The organism is Nocardioides cavernae, from assembly GCF_013410035.1.
Classification (GTDB): Bacteria; Actinomycetota; Actinomycetes; order Propionibacteriales; family Nocardioidaceae; genus Nocardioides; species Nocardioides cavernae_A.
In genome coordinates, this window is the sequence record NZ_JACCBW010000001.1 from 952,523 (window position 1) to 968,427 (window position 15,905).

Sequence of the window (15,905 nt, forward strand, 5' to 3'; positions counted from 1 at the left end):
TCCTCCTCGTCAGGTCTCAGTCTCCGCCAGGGCCCCCGTCAGAAGGACCGCGGCAGGCCGGCCATCTCCGCGATGGAGTTGCGCGCCATCTCGTTGGCGATGGGTCCGATCTTGTAGAGCCGGGCGTCGCGCCAGTAGCGCTGCATCTGCGTCTCGAGGGCGTAGCCCATGCCGCCGAACATCTGGATCCCGTGGTCGGCCGCGGAGACGGCGCCCTCGGAGGCCACGACCTTGGCCATGTTGGCCTCCATGCCGCACTCGAGGCCCTGCGACTGGCGCCAGGCCGCGTTGTAGACGAGCAGCTCGGCGTTCTTCTGCGCGATGAGCATGTCGGCGACGTAGTGCTGCAGCACCTGCATCTGGCCGAGCTTCTTGCCGAAGACCTCACGCTCGTCGAGGTAGCGCAGCGCCTCCTCGATGACGCCGTCGAGGATGCCGAGGGCCAGCGCTGCCATGATGATCCGCTCGTTGTTGAGCGTCTTGAGCAGCATGTACCAGGCCTGGCCGGGCTCGCCGAGCACGAGCTCGTCGGGGACGAACACGTCGTCGAGGAAGACCTCGCACGACCCGACGTTCTTCATGCCGAGCTTGGGGATCTGCCGCGTCTCCAGCCCCGCGGACTCGCGCGGCACGAGAAAGAGGGTGGTGCCCTGTGTCTTCTTGGCCACGTCCTTCTCGGAGCGGGCCAGGAGCAGCAGGTAGTCGGCCACGTGGGCCTGGGTGGACCAGATCTTCTGGCCGTTGATGCGCCACCCGCCGTCGACCTGCGTGGCGGTGGTCTTGAGGACGCCGAGCAGGTCGGTGCCGCCAGCGGGCTCGGTCACGGCGATGGCGAACTTCGCCTTGCCGTCAGCGATCTCGGGCAGGAAGCGCTTCTTCTGCTCCTCGGTGCCGTAGTAGCCGACCGACTTGGCGCCGGCGAAGGCGTTGATGCCCCAGATCCAGGCCTGGCCGCCGAGCGAGCGGGAGAGCTCGCGGATGAGGATGACCTGGTCGAGCTCGGTGCCGCCGGAGCCGCCGTACGCCTCGTCGATGGCGATGCCGTGGAACCCGGCCTCGGCCATCTTGTCGAAGAGCTCGTGCGGGTACTGGAACTCCTGCTTCTCCATCTCCAGCGCGACGTCCTTGGGGCACTCCTTCTCCACCCAGGCGCGCACCATCTTCCGGAACGACTCTTGCTCTTCGGTCAGTGAGAAGTCCACCGGTTCCTCCGCATCACAATTCCACCAAACGATTGATTGAAGCCAACACGTCGTGCCGGGGTCGTGTCAAGCGCCCTGGGACTTCCATCTACCAAACGTTCGGTGTAATACTTCCGGCATGACCCAAGGAGGCCCGCGATGACCCGTGTGCACATCGACCACTTCTCGCTCTGCGTCCGTGACCTGGACCGGGCGATCGACGACTGGAAGGACATCCTCGGCGTGCTGATGCCGGAGATGACCGAGACCATCACCCGCAGCCACGGCTCCTCCGACGGGACGGCCATGGTCTGGGCGACCTTCCAGAACCCCGACCCGACCGGCGTCTCGGTCCAGATGTGGGCGCCGGGCGACGCGGACAGCTGGGTGCACAAGGTGCTCGACAAGCGCGGAGAGTTCGTCCACCACATCGCGTTCCTCAGCGACGACTTCGGCCACACGATGGCCGACTGCCGCGCAGCCGGTCTGCCGGTCCTGCTCGAGGAGGACAGCAACCCCGACACCATGCCGTGGCTGAAGTGGAACTTCCTGCCCGAGGAGAAGGCGCACGGCGTCCTCATCGAGCTGGCGACCCGCTACCAGGTCGGGGGCGACAAGTGGCTCCCCCACCCGGGCAACGCGGAGAACGCCGACCTTCAACGCGAGCTCGCCGGCCGCTACTACGTCGAGGGGGAGCAGTCATGAGGGTCGACGTCGACATGGACGTCTGCCAGAACTACGGGCAGTGCGTCTTCGCCGCACCCGAGGTCTTCGACCTCGACGACGCCGGCGACCTCGTCTACCAGGGCGAGGTCGACGACGCGTCCCGCACGGACGTCGAGGCGGCCGTGATGGCCTGCCCCGTCCAGGCCATCGCCATCCCCGACTGACCCCGACTGAACCACCACAGGAGCACGCCATGGCCAGGATCGTCGTCGTCGGCGGGTCGCTCGGTGGCCTGCGGGTCACGGAGGGGCTGTACGCCGCGGGCTGGGACGGCGAGGTCGTCGTCCTGAGCGCCGAGGAGCACGCGCCCTACACGCGCCCGCCCCTGTCGAAGGCGGCCCTCACCGCCGCGCCCGACCTCGCCACGCTCGCGTTCAAGCAGCGTCCCGAGGCGGGCCGCGCCGAGTGGCGCTACGGGGTGAGCGCCGTCTCGTGCGACCTCGACGCTCGCACCCTCCGGCTCTCCGACGGCACCGACCTGTCCTGGGACGGCCTGGTGGCCGCCACCGGCGTCGAGGCTCGTCGCCTCCCCGAGGTGGTCGGCACCGGCGGTCACGTCGTGCGCACGTACGACGACTGCCGTGCGCTGCAGGAGCGGCTCACGACCGGTACCCGGCTCGTGGTGCTCGGCGCGGGCTTCATCGGCAGCGAGATCGCCGCGACCGCCGTACGGCTCGGCTGCGAGGTCGACGTGGTCGCGCTCGACGACGTCCCGATGCAGGCCCCCCTCGGTCGAGAGGTGGGGGCAGCGATCCAGCGGCGCCACGAACGCGAGGGCGTACGTTTCCACCTCGGCCGCGGCATCGCGTCGTTCACCTGCGGTACCGACGCCACGCGCGTGACGCTGGAGGACGGGACGAAGGTCGAGGGCGACGTGCTGGTCCAGGCGATCGGCTCCGCGCCCGCCACCTCATGGCTCGCGGGCAACGACCTCGACCTCACCGACGGCCTCGTCTGCGACAACGACCTGCGGATCGAAGGTCGCCGTGGCGTGGTCGCGGTGGGCGACGTGGCGCGGTTCCCCAACCCCCTCATCGACGACGTCCCCCGCCGGGTGGAGCACTGGCAGATGCCGATGGACACCGCGCGACGTGCCGCTGCCACCCTGCTGAGCGACCTGACCGCCGCCGTGGTCGACACCGCGCCGTTCGCACCGCTGCCGTCCTTCTGGTCCGACCAGTACGACCTGCGGGTGCAGTCCTTCGGCTCGCTGGCCGTGGCCGACCGCGCCGAGGTGCTCGAGGGCGACCTCGACGACGAGGCGGTCGTCGGCTACTTCCGCGGCGACGACCTCGTCGGTGCCTTGCTGTTGGGGATGCCCCGGCAGATGGTGCGGGTGCGCAAGATGGTCGTGGCGGCGCTCGCCCAGCGGCAGGAATGCCCGCGCGACCGCGACGCCCCGGCCGCCGGGGGCGCGGCCTGAGCCCTCGTACGTCAGCTCAGCTGGCCGCCGTCGACGACGAGGGTGGCCCCGGTGACGAAGGCTGCCGCGTCCGAGGCGAGGAACACGACGGGGGCCGCGATCTCCTCGGGGGTCCCCCACCGGCCGAGGGGGATCTCGGCCTCGTAGAGCCGGCCCATGCTCGCGTCGTCCTCGTAGTGCTCGTGGGCGCCGGAGTCGATGAGGCCCGGGACGACCAGGTTGCTGCGCACGCCGAGGTGTCCCCACTCGCGCGCCATCGTGCGGTTGAGCATGGCGAGGCCGGCCTTGGCCGTGCCGTAGTGGGCCATGCCGTGCTGCGCGGCGTCGCCGACGATCGACCCGATGTTGACGATGGCGCCGCCCCCGCCGCGCACCATGCCGGGAAGTGCGGCGCGCGCGCACACCAGCGGGGCCTTGAGGTTGAGGTCGACCGTCTTCTCCCAGCCCGAGATCCTCATCTCGGAGAGCGGCGCCAGGAAGCGCGCACCTCCGGCGTTGTTCACGACCACCGTCGGGTCGCCGAGCTCGGCTGCGACGACGGCGAGCGCGGCGACGACCTGCTCCTCGTCGGTCACGTCGGCCGTCGCGACGGCCGTCCTGCGGCCGGTGGGGGCGATGAGCGCAGCGGTCTCCTCCAGCGCCTCGCGCCGGCGCGCGAGCAGCCCGACGTCGGCGCCGTGGGCCGCGAGGGCGAGCGCGATCGTACGCCCGATCCCCCCGCTCGCCCCGGTGACGACCGCGACCTTGCCGGCCAGTGCGGGTGCGGGCAGGACGGCAGCTGCGGTCACGAGACGCCGCCCGTGCGCCTGACGGGCATGGACTGCATCCCGCGGCTCATCATCGTCGGGTGCCAGGTCTCACGCCCGGCCAGCTCGAGGTCTGGCAGCCCCTCGATCACGGCCGAGAAGGCGACGTTGGCCTCCAGCCGTGCGAGGAAGTTGCCGAGGCAGTGGTGCACGCCGAAGCCGAACCCGACGTGGCTGTTCTTGGGCCGGGCGATGTCGAGCTCGTCCGGTCGCTCGAACACGTCGGGGTCGCGGTTGGCGGCGCTCTGCACGAGGAAGACACTGTCGCCGGCGCGCAGGGTCTTGCCCCGCAGCTCGACGTCCTCCACCAGGAGGCGTGCCTCGAGCCGGGACGGGCCGTCGAACCGGAGCAGCTCCTCGACGGCGGGCCCGACCAGCTCGGGACGGTCGCGCAGGAGGTTCCACTGCTCGCGGCGCAGGAGCAGCTGCCGAGTGCCGTTCGCGATGAGGTTGGTGGTGGTCTCGTGCCCACCGAAGACCAGCAGCGCGCACGTGGAGACGATCTCCTCGTCGGAGAGCGGCGGCTCCACCTCGTGCGCCTGGACGAGGCTCGAGATGATGTCGTCGCGGGGGTCCTTGCGGATCTGCGCGATGAGGTGTCGCAGGTAGTCGGTGAGCTCGATCAGGCCGGCCTGCGCGAGCTCACGACGGTCGCCCTGGCCCTGGGCGCCGAAGACGAGCGTGAGGATGTCGTCGGACCACTTCTTGAACAGGTCGCGGTCCTCGGCGGGCACACCGATGAGCTCGGCGACCACGATCGCGGGGATCGGGTATGCGAAGTCGGCGATGAAGTCGAACTCCCGGCGGTCACCGAGATCGGCCAGCGTGTCGCGCACGACCTGCTCCACGCGCGGGCGCATGACGGCGACGGCCTTGGGGCTGAACGCCGGCATCACCATCTTGCGCAGCCGGGTGTGCTCCGGCGGGTCGAGGAAGACCATCCAGTGGCGCAGCACGTCGAGGGTGGGCTGGCGCAGGGCGCGCTGCTCCGACGACAGGTGCTTCTCGAAGACAGGGACGATCCGGTCGGAGGAGAACGCCGGGTTGCGCAGCGCCCACAGCACGTCCTCGTGCTTGTGCAGGAACCACGCGCGGTACTTCTCGTTCCAGTGCACCGGGTCCTGGGCGAGCATCGCGGCGAAGTAGGGATAGGGGTCCGCCAGGCGCTCACCGCCCAGCATGTCGTCGTCGAGCTCGATCGTGGTGTCGCTCATCGGTCCGTCCCTTCTCCGTGCTCGTGCCGCTTCTCGTGCCGCTGCATGTGCCTGCCTGCGTGGGCCGTCGCGTCAGCCACCGAGGACCACCACCACGCACCCGTTCCCGTCGATCCCCGCGGTGCCGCCGCCCATCGTCTCCACGGCCGCGACCCGCGCGCCCTCGACCTGGCGTGCGCCGGCCTCGCCGCGGACGTGCCAGACGCCCTCCGCGACCTGGGCGAGCCCGGTGGCCCCCAGCGGGTGGCCCCGGCTCAGCAGCCCTCCCGACGGGTTCACCGGCTGTCGCCCGCCGAGCGTCGTGTGGCCCGACAGGACGAGGTCCTGGCCGCCTCCGGGCTCGGCCAGGCCGAGCGCCTCGGTGGCGGTGATCTCACCGATCGTGAAGGCGTCGTGCACCTCGAAGAGGTCGACGTCCTCGGGACCGATGCCGGCCTCGGCCCAGGCGTCGGCGGCGACCTGGCCCATCAGCTCGTAGCCCCACGGCTGGTCGCTGCGGTGGTCCCACAGACCACCGGAGCGCAGGGCGGAGGCGGCAATGCGCACGTCGCGCGTACGACCCCGGTCGACGCCGACGACCGCGGCGGTCGCGGCGTCGGAGATGTCGCAGCACTGCAGGAGCGTCAGCGGGTCGGCCACCATACGGGACGCGAGCACCTCCTCGGCCGTCACCTCCACGCCGTGCTGGGCCCGGTCGTTCAACGAGCCGTGCCGGCGGTTCTTCACCGCGACGGCGGCGAGCGCCTCGGGGCGCAGCCCGTGGAGGTGGTCATAGCGGCTGGCCACCATCGCGTAGACGCCCGGCAGCGCCAGCCCCGCCCTCCCCTCGGCGTCGGTCTCCTCGGGGGTGATGGGTCCGTTGAAGTGCGCGGTCATGGTCTCGATGCCGAGGACGAGCACCCGCTCGTAGCGTCCCGACAGCACGGCGTGCCGCGCCTCGTGGAAGCCCGTGCTCGACGTCGCGCAGGCGTTCTCGAAGGTCAGGACCGGGACGCCGGTGATGCCCACCGACTGCAGGGCGCGCTGGGCCGTGCCCGGTGCCCCAAAGACGGTGCCGGCGTAGACCGCGTCGACGGAGTCGACCTCGGCGTCGCGCAGCGCCTCGAGGACGGCCTGCTGGGCGAGCGCCGGTCCGCCCACCCCGGGCTGCCGGCCGAAGTGGGACGTGCCCACGCCGTAGACGTATGCGCTCACGACGCCACCTCCTGCGCGCTGACGGGGCCGTCGGGCTCGGCCACCAGGTCGCCCGTCTCGCTGACGGCGACCACCCGCGCACGGGTGCCGGGCGCCAGCGGCTGGTCGCCACCGGTGTGGACGAGCACCCGGGGGCCGCCGTCGAGGACGACGTACGCCACGGCGAACGGCGGCTGGTGTCCCGGGACGCGGACGCGGAGGCAGGTCGAGGCCCACACCTCGCCCTCGGTGGCGAACGTCGTCTCCTCCACCTCGCCGCGGCACTCCATGCACGCCGTGACCTGCTGCGTCATCGGGTAGTGGCAGGCGGTGCACCGCCAGCCGGTGATGGTGACGGCCGTGCCGTCGCTGGTCGCGCGGGTGCGCGGGTCGGCCGGCGGTGGCTGCACGGTGGGGCTCATGGCTGCTCCTGGGGACGGTGCTGGGGACGGTGCTGGTGCTGGTGGGGCGTCGTCATCGCGGCGCCATCCGCACGGCGGCGTCGACCCGGATGACCTCTCCGTTGAGGTAGGTCGTCTCGAGGCAGGTACGGACGACGGAGGCGATGTCGTCCGCCGACCCGAGCCGCTTCGGGAAGACGTTGGCGTCGGTCAGGTAGTCGCGGATCTCCTGGCTGGCCTGCTGCACCATCGGGGTGTCAATCGTGCCCGGGCACACCGCCATCACGCGGATTCCGTGGGTCGCGAGGTCGCGGGCCAGCGGCAGGGTCATGGCGACGATCCCGCCCTTGCTGGCGGAGTAGGACGCTTGGCCGACCTGGCCCTCGAAGGCAGCGATCGAGCCGATGTTGACCACCAGGCCGCGCTCCCCCTCGACGGTCGGTTCGTTGCGCGCCATCACGCCCGCCACGTTGCGGAGCACGTCGAAGGCCGCCACGAGGTTGACCTCGATGCCGCGCCGGAAGAGGTCGAGCGGGAAGAGGGTGCCGTCGCGCGCGACGACCCGGGCGGCCGGGCTGATGCCCGCGCTGTTGACCAGGAGGTCGATCCTGCCGAAGCGCTGGGCCACGGCCGACACGGCGGACTCCACCTGCGCGGGGTCGGTGACGTCGAGCGGGAAGAACGCGGCGGCGTCACCGAGCTCCACGACGAGCTCGGCGCCGCGGGACCCCGGCAGGTCGAGGATGGCCGCTCGGCCGCCACCCGCGACGAGCATCCGCACGACGCCCTCACCGATGCCGGAGGCGCCGCCCGTGACGACGCCGACGGTGTGCTCGAGACGCATCCGGCTCACACCCGCTCGAGGATCGTGGCATTGGCGAGGCCACCGCCCTCACACATGGTCTGCAGCCCGTAGCGGGCCTCGGTGCGCACCATCTCGTGCACGAGCGTCGTCATCAGGCGGGCGCCGCTGGCACCCAGCGGGTGACCGAGGGCCATCGCGCCACCGTTGACGTTCACCCTGTCGAGGTCGATCCCGAGCCCCTTGGCCCACGCGAGCACGACGCCGGCGAATGCCTCGTTGCACTCGAACAGGTCGATGTCGTCGATCCCCAGCCCGGAGCGCTCGAGCGCCTTGCGGGTGGCCGGGATCGGACCGGTGAGGATCAGCACGGGGTCGCTGCCGACCACGCTGGCGGTGTGCACGCGGGCAAGGGGGGTGAGCCCGTGCTCCTCGACGGCCCGCTCGGAGGCGACGAGGACGGCTGACGCGCCGTCGGCGATCTGGCTGGCCAGCGCCGCGTTGTGGATGCCGTCGGGGCGGATCGGCTTCAGCCCCCGCATCTTGTCGATGTCGCCGTCGCGCCGCACGCCCTCGTCGGCGGTGACGCCGGCGACCTCGACGAACTGCGAGGCGAAGCGGCCCTCGTCCTGGGCGCGGGCGGCGCGGGCGTGGCTGTCGAGCGCCAGGCGGAACATGTCCTCGCGGTCGAGCCCCCACCTCTCGGCGATGAGGTCACCGCCGCGGAACTGGTGGATCTCCTGGTCGCCGTACTGCTTCGCCCAGCCCTCTCCGTCGAAGGGGTAGCCGAAGCCGAGCGCGGGGTCGCCCGAGCTGTTGAGCGGCACCTTGCTCATCACCTCGACGCCCCCCGCGACCACGAGGTCCTGGTCGCCGGCCTTGATGGCCTGCGCCGCGAAGTGCACGGCCTGCTGCGACGAGCCGCACTGGCGGTCGATGGTCACGGCGGGCACGTGCTCGGGCAGGCCGGCGGAGAGCCAGGCGTTGCGGCCGACGTTCCACGCCTGCACGCCCATCTGGGCGACGCAGCCGACGATCACGTCGTCCACGCGGCCCGGGTCGGCCCCGGTGCGCTCCAGCAGCGCCCGGAACGTGTCGCCCAGGAGGTCGGCCGGGTGCTGGCCGCTCAGTCCGCCGCCGCGCCGCCCGGTGGGGGTGCGGACGGCGTCCACGATGTAGGCCTCGGTCATGTCATCGCTCCTCGGTCGTGGTGCTCGTGGTGGGGCTGGGGGACCCGGCGGGGTCGGACAGGTCGGTGACGTCGACGTCGGCGGTGCCGGTGAGCGCGACGGCGCCGTCGACGACCACGAGCTCGACGTCGCAGGTGGCCACGGTGCGGCCGCCCTCGTCGCGTACGGCGCTCACGACGCCGCGCGCGACGACGTGGTCGTCACCGAGGACGTTGCCGGCGAAGCGGACGCGCAGCCGGCGCAGGCGGTCATGGCCGCCGGACCAGGCGGCCAGCATGTTCATGACGTACGCCATGTTGCTCGGCCCCTGGTTCACCGGGCGCTCGCCCATGCCGAGACCGCGCACGACGTCCACGTCCCAGTGGATCGGGTTGGGGTCGGCCAGGATCGGCGCCAGCGTCTTCATCTTCTCGCGGCTGACCCGTGGGAGGTCCCACTCGGGCAGCCGGTCGCCGACGCGTACGGCGGTGCTCATGCCGCCCGCCGCGGGAACACGAAGGAGTTGAAGACGCGGACGGCGGCCTTTCCGGACCGGTCGGTCATGGTCAGCTCGAACCCGACGACGTCGAAGGTGCCGGCCGTACGCCCGTGCTTGCGCTCGGCCGAGACGAAGCGGCCCGCGACGGCGTACGTCTCCCCGACCCGCAACGGCTCGATGACCTCGGTCTCGTGCTCGCCGAACATCGGCCCGTCCGCCGCGGTCGCCCCGCAGATCTCGAACAGCTCGTCGAGCGACATGCCCTTGCCGCGCAGCGACCCGATGAAGGCGAAGAGCGGGTGGGCGACGTGCTCGCCCTGGTCGGCGTCGACGACGTCGCGCACCAGCCAGTCGACGTAGGGCTCCACGGTGTACTCACCGCCGGGGAACGTGCGTCCCACGACAGCGGCGAGCTCCTTTTCGGTCATCACTACGGCACTCCATTTCCACCAATCGATCGGTTGGTGGAAATGTATCCCGTCCCGACGCCCCTTGCCAAGCACCTCCCCCAGGACGCAGCAGACCCCCGCCGCCCGTTCGGGCCGCAGGGGTCTGGAGGCGTCGCGGGCGGTCAGCCCTGGCCGAGCGCGAACTCCGTGCGAAGTGCTTCGACGCCACCGGCCTTGGTGACTGCGGCCTCGGACGCGACGGACGTGAGCACCATGCCGACGTAGACGTCGGCGAGCTGGTCGGGCTCGAGAGAGCCCTTCGGGGAATACCACCGGGTCATCGAGTTGAGCTCGCCGGTGATGATGATGCTCGCGAGGCGCACCTGGAGCGACGCGTCGACGAGCCCGGCCGCCTGGCCGTCCTCGAGGATCGCCTGGAGCGCCTCGACATAGGTCTCACCGCCCTGCCGGATCTCCTCACGGCGCTCGGCGCTCAGCTGCTCGAACTCGCGCAGCTGGATCGTGTAGGCGGTCAGGTGTGCGGCGGCGAAGCGCACGTGCGCCCGGATGAAGGCGGCGAGACGGGCGAGCGGCTCCTGCTCGCCCTCGCCGATCTTGCGGATGTCGTCGATCGCTTCGTCGTAGACGTCCTTGATGATCCGGTACAGGAAGTCCTCCTTGGACCGGACGTAGTGGTAGAGGCTGCCCTTGAGGATGCCCACGCGGTCGGAGATGTCCTGGATGCTCGTCGCGCTGTAGCCCTTCTCGAGGAAGACCTCGGCGGCCGCGTCGACGATCTCGCGGAAGCGCTCGGGATCCGGGCCCCGGCGGGGACGGCCCCTCTTGGCGGGCTCGGTGGCTGCGTCGGGCATGGGTCAGTTTCCCCTGTCGTCAGGACTCGAAGGTGTGGTCCCGGGCGTCCGTGCGTGGAACCACGGCAGGATACTCCGCTCGCCGCCGATCCAACGGCCCTCGACGCGGCGCTCCGAGATCAGGTGACCCCCCGGGGTGGGGACGACGACGTCGCGGTAGGTGGCCGCCACCTCGACACGGCCGGCCTCTCCTCCTCCGCGCACGAGGGTGGCGCGCACGTGGCTGCGGACGTGGGCGGACCCGTCGCCGACGGGCCGGGCCAGCACGCTGCCGACCAGGTGCTGGGTCGTGCGCAGGCCGCGGTGGATCTCCTCCATCCGCTCGACGAGCGCGTCGACGCCCGTGCAGGCGAAGGTGCCGTAGTCCGCGTCCACGTCGGGCGTGAAGACGCCGCGCAGAGAGCCGTAGTCGCAGTCGTCGATGGCCCACGCGTAGCGGGCGAGCAGGTGCTGCGCAGCGCTGGTGAGCGCGACCTCGTCGCCGCGCATCAGGTGGAGGTGCCCGCAGCGGGATAGGCGGCACCCTCGAACCAGGCCTCCAGCTCCGCCTTCCGCGTGACGTCGATGAGCTCGACGATGCCGCCCGACGGCAGCCGGTGGTAGGCGAAGCGCGACGCGCGGCCGCTGCCGTCGTCGAAGGTCAGCACCCGCTCGAAGCCGGCCTCGACGAGGCGCTCGGAGGTCGCCGCGAAGTCGGGGGCCCAGACCCCCACGTGGTGGGCGGCGCCCGGACCGAAGCTGTGCTGCGGGGTCTCCCACGCGGTGCCGGTCACGGGCTCGAGGAGCTCGATGCGCGGCTCGCCCCCCTGGGAGTAGGCGAAACGGAGCCGCACCTCCCGCGTCCCCTCCGGGGTGACCACGGGCATCGCCCGCTCCTCGACCTGCGTCCAGCGCACGCCGAACAGGGCGCTGAACTCGGCCTGCGCCTGTTCGATGTCAGCCACGACGAAACCGGTGTGGTAGATGTCGCTCACGTCGAGCACAAGTCCTCCAGCGGCTAATTATCTACCAAGTGTTTGGTAGCCTACGGCGACCCGCACCCCCGAGCAAGCACCTCCGGCACACCGAGCGAAGGACCGCCGTGACGACCGAGCCCGCCGCCGATGCCCAGCCGCGCGCGGGCCGGGGGTCGTACGACGCGGTGGCGTCCCGCTCCGTCGCGCCTGGTGCGCCGGACTGGTTCCACGCGGCGATGGCGGCGGAGCGCCACGCGGGCACCGTCGACGTCGACGGCACCTCGATCGGCTACCTGTCGTGGGGGCCGCAGCACGGTCCCGCCACCGTGCTGGTGCACGGTGGCGCCGCCCACGCCATGTGGTGGGCCCCGCTCGCCGCCCGGCTCGACGTGTCACGGCGCGTGGTGGCGATGGACCTGTCGGGCCACGGCACGTCCGACTGGCGCCCGACCTACTCGGGCACCACGTGGGCCGACGAGATCGCGGCCGTGGCAGCGGCCACGTCCGAGGGTCCGGCCACGGTCGTCGGCCACTCGCTCGGCGGCATCGTGCTCGCCGACCTCGCCACCCGTCGTGGCCGGCAGCTCGAGCGCATCCTCCTCGTCGACTCCCCCGTGTGGCCCACGGCACCGGAGCCCGAGGGCGCCCTCACGCGCGAGGCCGGCCGCCGCTCGCGCACCTACCCGGACCTCGCCACGGCGCTGGCCCGGTTCCGCCTCGTGCCGGCGCAGCGGTGCGCGAACCAGTGGTACGTCGACCACATCGCGCGACACGGGCTGGTGCGTGTGGACGGCGGGTGGACCTGGCGCTTCGACCCGCAGGTGTTCGTCGGGCGCACCGGAGCGCGGCAGATCGTGAGGTTCGAGGGCGACCTCGACGACGCGGCCTGTCCGTGGTCGCTGGTGATGGGCAGCCGGTCCTACCTCGCCGACGGCGCCGCCGCAGCCTTCAGCGGGCGCCGCGGGTCGGACCTGCGCTTCGTCGACGACGCCGCGCACCACGTCATGCTCGACCAGCCGCTCGCACTGCTCGGCACCCTGCAGGAGCTGCTCGGAACGTGACCGTCAGAGGGCGTGGCCCTCCAGCACCGGGTCGACCGGACGCTCGATCGCATCCTCGACCGCGGTCACGATCTGTTCCAGCGCCAGGACGAGGAACCCTGCGAAGACCGCGAGCCGCGCGGGCCACATCGGCAGCCGGACGAGGCCGAGCTTGTACTCGCCCGTGGCCAGGCTGTCGCTGAGCACGTTCCACGAGGCCCAGGCCAGCAGCACGGCGATGAAGGCGGCCGCGACGCCGCCGGCGATCCGCAGCACCTGGTAGGTGCGGCCCTTGAGGCGGCCCAGGATCGCGTCGACGGAGACGTGCTGGCGACGTCGCTCGGCCTCGCCGAGCGCGAAGAAGGCGGTGACGGCCATGCCGAGCTCGCTGTACTCGACGATCCCCTTGACGCCGGGCTGCCCCAGCTCGCGGAGCGTCACGTTCCACACCACGATCAGCATGACGAAGACCATGCCCGCGATGGAGAAGACGGCCAGCCCGCGCGAGAGCGCGTGGATGGTGCTCGCAAGCACCCGTGCGACGGTTTTCATCAGTGCAGTCCCATCTGGCTCGGGATGAACAAGACGATGGCCGGGAAGGCGAACATCAAGATCACCACCACGATGTCGAGCTGGACGTACCAGAGCACGCCCTTGAAGGCCGTGTTGAGCGGGATGTCCTTGCGGATCCCCGAGACGACGAAGGCGTTGAGGCCCAGCGGTGGCGTGAGCAGGCCGATCTCGATCAGCTTGACGAAGAGCAGGCCGAACCAGATGCCGTCCATCCCGAGCTCGGTGACGACCGGGTAGGTGAGCGGCACCATGATGAGCAGGATCGACGTCGGGTCGAGGAACATGCCCATGGGGATCAGGATGAGCAGGATGAGCGCCACGATCATCCAGGCAGGGACGGGCAGCCCGGTGAGCCAGTCGGCGATCATCGCGGGCGCTCCCGCGGCGACCATGAAGGTGGAGAAGATCGCCCCGCCGATGAGCAGCGAGAAGACCATGCCGTTGAGGCTGACCGCCTCGGAGAAGGTCTCCCAGAGGTTGCGTCCGAGGTCGCGCGGCTTGCGGGCGTGCTCCACCACGACCATGAGGATCGCGAAGAAGGCCCCCACCGCCGAGGCTTCGACGGCGGTGAAGAAGCCGCTGTACATGCCACCGATGATGATCAGGAAGAGCAGGCCGATGCGGAAGAAGCTGTAGAGGCCCTGTCCCAGGGGCGGCCGGCCGGCCTGCGGCAGGACGTCCTCGGCCCCCTTGCCGAACAGCTCGGGGTGGCGCTTCGCGCGGATCACGATGCCGATGCCGTAGATGACCGCGGACAACACGCCCGGGCCGATGCCCGCCATGAGCAGCGCGCCGATCGACTCACCCGTCAGCACGCCGTAGATCACGAGCGGGACGCTCGGGGGGATGAGCACGCCCAACGTGCCTGCGGCGCCGACCACGCCGGCCGCGACGTGCATCGCGTAGCCCGCGCGCTTCATCTCCGTGATGGCCAGGTTGCCGATGGAGATGACGGTCGCGATGCTGGAGCCGCTCACCGCCGCGAAGGCCGCGCACGCCGTCAGGGTGGCGAGGGCGAGGCCGCCCGGGACCCCCCGCAGCAGGTAACCCATCAACCGGTAGGCGCCCTCCGCGAGGTTGGCCTTCTGGGCCGCGATCCCCAGCAGGATGAACATCGGGATGACCAACAGCGTGAACTTCGACCCGCTGGCGATGGGCAGCGCCCCGAGGGTCGACATGCCGACGTCGAACCCGTTGAGCAGGTAGAAGCCGGTGAAGCCGCATAGGGCCAGCGCCAGGGCGATCCGCATCCCGGACAGCAGGCAGAGGAACAGCAGTCCGATGACGACGAGGAGCAGCACGCCGATGCTCATGAGCAGGTCCTTCCGCAGGGTGCCGGCGGGTTGGCCGCCGGCACCCCGGGGTCTAGGTCAGGAAGCGAGCGGGGGAGACGGTGGACAGGTGCGGTCACTGGCCGCAGGTCGTCATCACGTCGGTGTACTCCGTCTCCCCCGTGTGCTCCTCGAGCGCTGAGTTGTAGGTGGTCCAGACCTCGTCCACGACGCTCGCGTCGACGGACTTCTCCGCCTCGCTCGCCCACACCTCGTCGGCCAGGCGGTCGACGGCGTCGGCGATCGTGGCGGCGTCCTCGTCGCTCCACCGCACGATGGTCCCGCCGTTGGCGGTGAACTCCTCGCAGGCCTGCGACTCGTACTTCGCGAGCATCTCGTCGGTCTTCGCGTACCACTCGCCCTTCAGCTCCTCGACGACGTCCTTGGCGTCGTCCGGGAGCTCGTCGTAGGCCGCCTTGCTCAGCGCGAAGATCGACCCGCCGTTCTGGCCGACGTCGGGAGCCATGTAGTCCGCCACGTCGGTGATGCCGTTGGCGACCTGGGTGTCCATCGGGTAGGTCACCCCGTCGACGATCCCGCGCTCGATGGCCTCGTAGACCTCCTCCGACGGCATGAAGACCGGCTCAGCACCGAGCTCCTCGTAGACCACGGACTGCGGCTGGGACGGTGCGCGCACCTTGGCGCCCTTGAGGTCGGCGAGGGAGCTCACCTCCTTGTTGAAGGCGACCGTCGACGACGCGTTGGGCAGGAACCCGATGAGCACCAGGTCCTGCGCCGCGAACTCGTCCGCGAAGGCCTCGACGTCGTCGTTGAGGTCCTGGAGCGCCCGCAACCGTGCCGACTGGTCCGCGCCCGCGATCGGCACCATGTTGACGTTGTTGAGCGGGAGCTCGGCCGGGAAGTATGCGGGCACGACGTTGCCGGCCTCGGCACGCCCCTGCTTCATGCCCGGGAGCGTGTCGGTCCCGGCGAGCAGGGCACCGCCGTAGACGACTTCGGTCTTGACCTCACCGTCGGTACGGCTGCCGAGCTCGTCCATGAACCACTGGATCATGTCGGACTGGGCACCGTTGGGCGGCAGCAGGTTGGTGGCCCTGATCTCGACGGTGCCCCCGCCCCCCGAGCCGCTGCCGCCGGCGACCCCGCCGCACGCACTCAGGGCGAGGCTGGCCCCGGCGAGACCGATCATGATCCTGGACTTCCTGGCGACGAACATGGCGACTCCTGGTGTGTAGGTCAGGCGGCACGCCCCCGGACCGCGCCCAGTCGGTGTCTTTCCACCAACCGATTGGTCAATTAATGTCCCTCGGCCATGTGATGTCAAGCACTCCTCCGGGAAAATCGTGTCGCCCGCCAGCCCTTCACGTGGTGGTGCAGGAGCGGTAAGTT

19 protein-coding genes are annotated in these 15,905 nt (G+C 71.0%); 4 read left to right on the top strand and 15 right to left on the bottom strand.

Annotated elements, in window-relative coordinates; all coding sequences use genetic code 11:
* Positions 1 to 38: 38 nt before the first annotated feature.
* Positions 39 to 1,202 carry an acyl-CoA dehydrogenase family protein gene (locus F4692_RS04650; RefSeq protein WP_179618429.1) on the bottom strand — a complete coding sequence of 388 codons (1,164 nt, stop codon included), beginning with the start codon at positions 1,200 to 1,202 and terminating at the stop codon, positions 39 to 41.
* A gap of 138 nt (positions 1,203 to 1,340) precedes the next feature.
* Here F4692_RS04650 and F4692_RS04655 point away from each other — a divergent pair, with 138 nt between their 5' ends.
* The 3 genes from F4692_RS04655 to F4692_RS04665 are packed head-to-tail and all read left to right on the top strand — an operon-like array spanning position 1,341 to position 3,330.
* A complete protein-coding gene (locus F4692_RS04655; protein WP_179618430.1) occupies positions 1,341 to 1,886 on the top strand; it encodes a VOC family protein in 546 nt (181 codons plus the stop codon).
* Complete coding sequence (locus tag F4692_RS04660) at positions 1,883 to 2,071, top strand: ferredoxin (protein WP_179618431.1); 189 nt, start codon at positions 1,883 to 1,885, stop codon at positions 2,069 to 2,071. Before F4692_RS04655 ends, F4692_RS04660 begins: the two co-directional genes overlap by 4 nt.
* A 29-nt stretch (positions 2,072 to 2,100) precedes the next feature.
* A complete protein-coding gene (locus F4692_RS04665; protein ID WP_179618432.1) occupies positions 2,101 to 3,330 on the top strand; it encodes an NAD(P)/FAD-dependent oxidoreductase in 1,230 nt (409 codons plus the stop codon).
* Between the two features lie 11 nt (positions 3,331 to 3,341).
* Here F4692_RS04665 and F4692_RS04670 read toward each other — a convergent pair whose 3' ends face one another.
* The 11 genes from F4692_RS04670 to F4692_RS04720 all read right to left on the bottom strand — a co-directional run bounded on the left by F4692_RS04670 (position 3,342) and on the right by F4692_RS04720 (position 11,638).
* Positions 3,342 to 4,118 (bottom strand): SDR family NAD(P)-dependent oxidoreductase, encoded by a 777-nt coding sequence (locus F4692_RS04670; protein WP_179618433.1) that lies wholly within the window; start codon positions 4,116 to 4,118, stop codon positions 3,342 to 3,344.
* A complete protein-coding gene (locus F4692_RS04675; protein ID WP_179618434.1) occupies positions 4,115 to 5,350 on the bottom strand; it encodes a cytochrome P450 in 1,236 nt (411 codons plus the stop codon). The genes F4692_RS04670 and F4692_RS04675 overlap by 4 nt, the downstream gene beginning before the upstream one ends.
* Positions 5,351 to 5,422: 72 nt before the next feature.
* A complete protein-coding gene (locus F4692_RS21725) occupies positions 5,423 to 6,544 on the bottom strand; it encodes a thiolase family protein (protein ID WP_179618435.1) in 1,122 nt (373 codons plus the stop codon).
* Positions 6,541 to 6,945, bottom strand: coding sequence for a Zn-ribbon domain-containing OB-fold protein (locus F4692_RS04685; protein ID WP_179618436.1), 405 nt, complete (start codon positions 6,943 to 6,945; stop codon positions 6,541 to 6,543). The genes F4692_RS21725 and F4692_RS04685 overlap by 4 nt, the downstream gene beginning before the upstream one ends.
* A 52-nt stretch (positions 6,946 to 6,997) precedes the next feature.
* On the bottom strand, positions 6,998 to 7,768 hold the full coding sequence (locus F4692_RS04690) for an SDR family NAD(P)-dependent oxidoreductase (RefSeq protein WP_257029662.1): 771 nt from the start codon (positions 7,766 to 7,768) through the stop codon (positions 6,998 to 7,000).
* Between the two features lie 5 nt (positions 7,769 to 7,773).
* On the bottom strand, positions 7,774 to 8,916 hold the full coding sequence (locus tag F4692_RS04695) for an acetyl-CoA C-acyltransferase (RefSeq protein WP_179618438.1): 1,143 nt from the start codon (positions 8,914 to 8,916) through the stop codon (positions 7,774 to 7,776).
* 1 nt (position 8,917) lies between these two features.
* On the bottom strand, positions 8,918 to 9,391 hold the full coding sequence (locus tag F4692_RS04700) for a MaoC family dehydratase (protein ID WP_179618439.1): 474 nt from the start codon (positions 9,389 to 9,391) through the stop codon (positions 8,918 to 8,920).
* A complete protein-coding gene (locus F4692_RS04705) occupies positions 9,388 to 9,822 on the bottom strand; it encodes a hypothetical protein (protein WP_179618440.1) in 435 nt (144 codons plus the stop codon). The genes F4692_RS04700 and F4692_RS04705 overlap by 4 nt, the downstream gene beginning before the upstream one ends.
* 143 nt (positions 9,823 to 9,965) lie before the next feature.
* Positions 9,966 to 10,655 carry a TetR/AcrR family transcriptional regulator gene (locus tag F4692_RS04710; RefSeq protein ID WP_179618441.1) on the bottom strand — a complete coding sequence of 230 codons (690 nt, stop codon included), beginning with the start codon at positions 10,653 to 10,655 and terminating at the stop codon, positions 9,966 to 9,968.
* Positions 10,656 to 10,658: 3 nt separating this feature from the next.
* The gene (locus F4692_RS04715) at positions 10,659 to 11,144 is read right to left on the bottom strand and encodes a nuclear transport factor 2 family protein (protein WP_179618442.1); all 486 of its coding nucleotides are present in this window, start codon (positions 11,142 to 11,144) and stop codon (positions 10,659 to 10,661) included.
* Positions 11,144 to 11,638 carry a VOC family protein gene (locus F4692_RS04720; RefSeq protein WP_308645156.1) on the bottom strand — a complete coding sequence of 165 codons (495 nt, stop codon included), beginning with the start codon at positions 11,636 to 11,638 and terminating at the stop codon, positions 11,144 to 11,146. Before F4692_RS04720 ends, F4692_RS04715 begins: the two co-directional genes overlap by 1 nt.
* Positions 11,639 to 11,736: 98 nt before the next feature.
* Between F4692_RS04720 and F4692_RS04725 the strand changes: the two genes are divergently transcribed.
* Positions 11,737 to 12,672: an alpha/beta fold hydrolase gene (locus tag F4692_RS04725; RefSeq protein ID WP_179618444.1), complete on the top strand. Its 936-nt coding sequence runs from the start codon at positions 11,737 to 11,739 to the stop codon at positions 12,670 to 12,672.
* A gap of 3 nt (positions 12,673 to 12,675) precedes the next feature.
* On the opposite strand, the gene F4692_RS04730 is transcribed toward F4692_RS04725, so the two are convergent.
* The 3 genes from F4692_RS04730 to F4692_RS04740 form a co-directional block, all read right to left on the bottom strand.
* Positions 12,676 to 13,185: a TRAP transporter small permease gene (locus tag F4692_RS04730; RefSeq protein ID WP_179618445.1), complete on the bottom strand. Its 510-nt coding sequence runs from the start codon at positions 13,183 to 13,185 to the stop codon at positions 12,676 to 12,678.
* A gap of 17 nt (positions 13,186 to 13,202) precedes the next feature.
* Positions 13,203 to 14,537: a TRAP transporter large permease gene (locus F4692_RS04735; RefSeq protein ID WP_179618446.1), complete on the bottom strand. Its 1,335-nt coding sequence runs from the start codon at positions 14,535 to 14,537 to the stop codon at positions 13,203 to 13,205.
* A 94-nt stretch (positions 14,538 to 14,631) separates the two neighbouring features.
* A complete protein-coding gene (locus F4692_RS04740) occupies positions 14,632 to 15,732 on the bottom strand; it encodes a C4-dicarboxylate TRAP transporter substrate-binding protein (RefSeq protein WP_179618447.1) in 1,101 nt (366 codons plus the stop codon).
* Between the last annotated feature and the right edge of the window lie 173 nt (positions 15,733 to 15,905).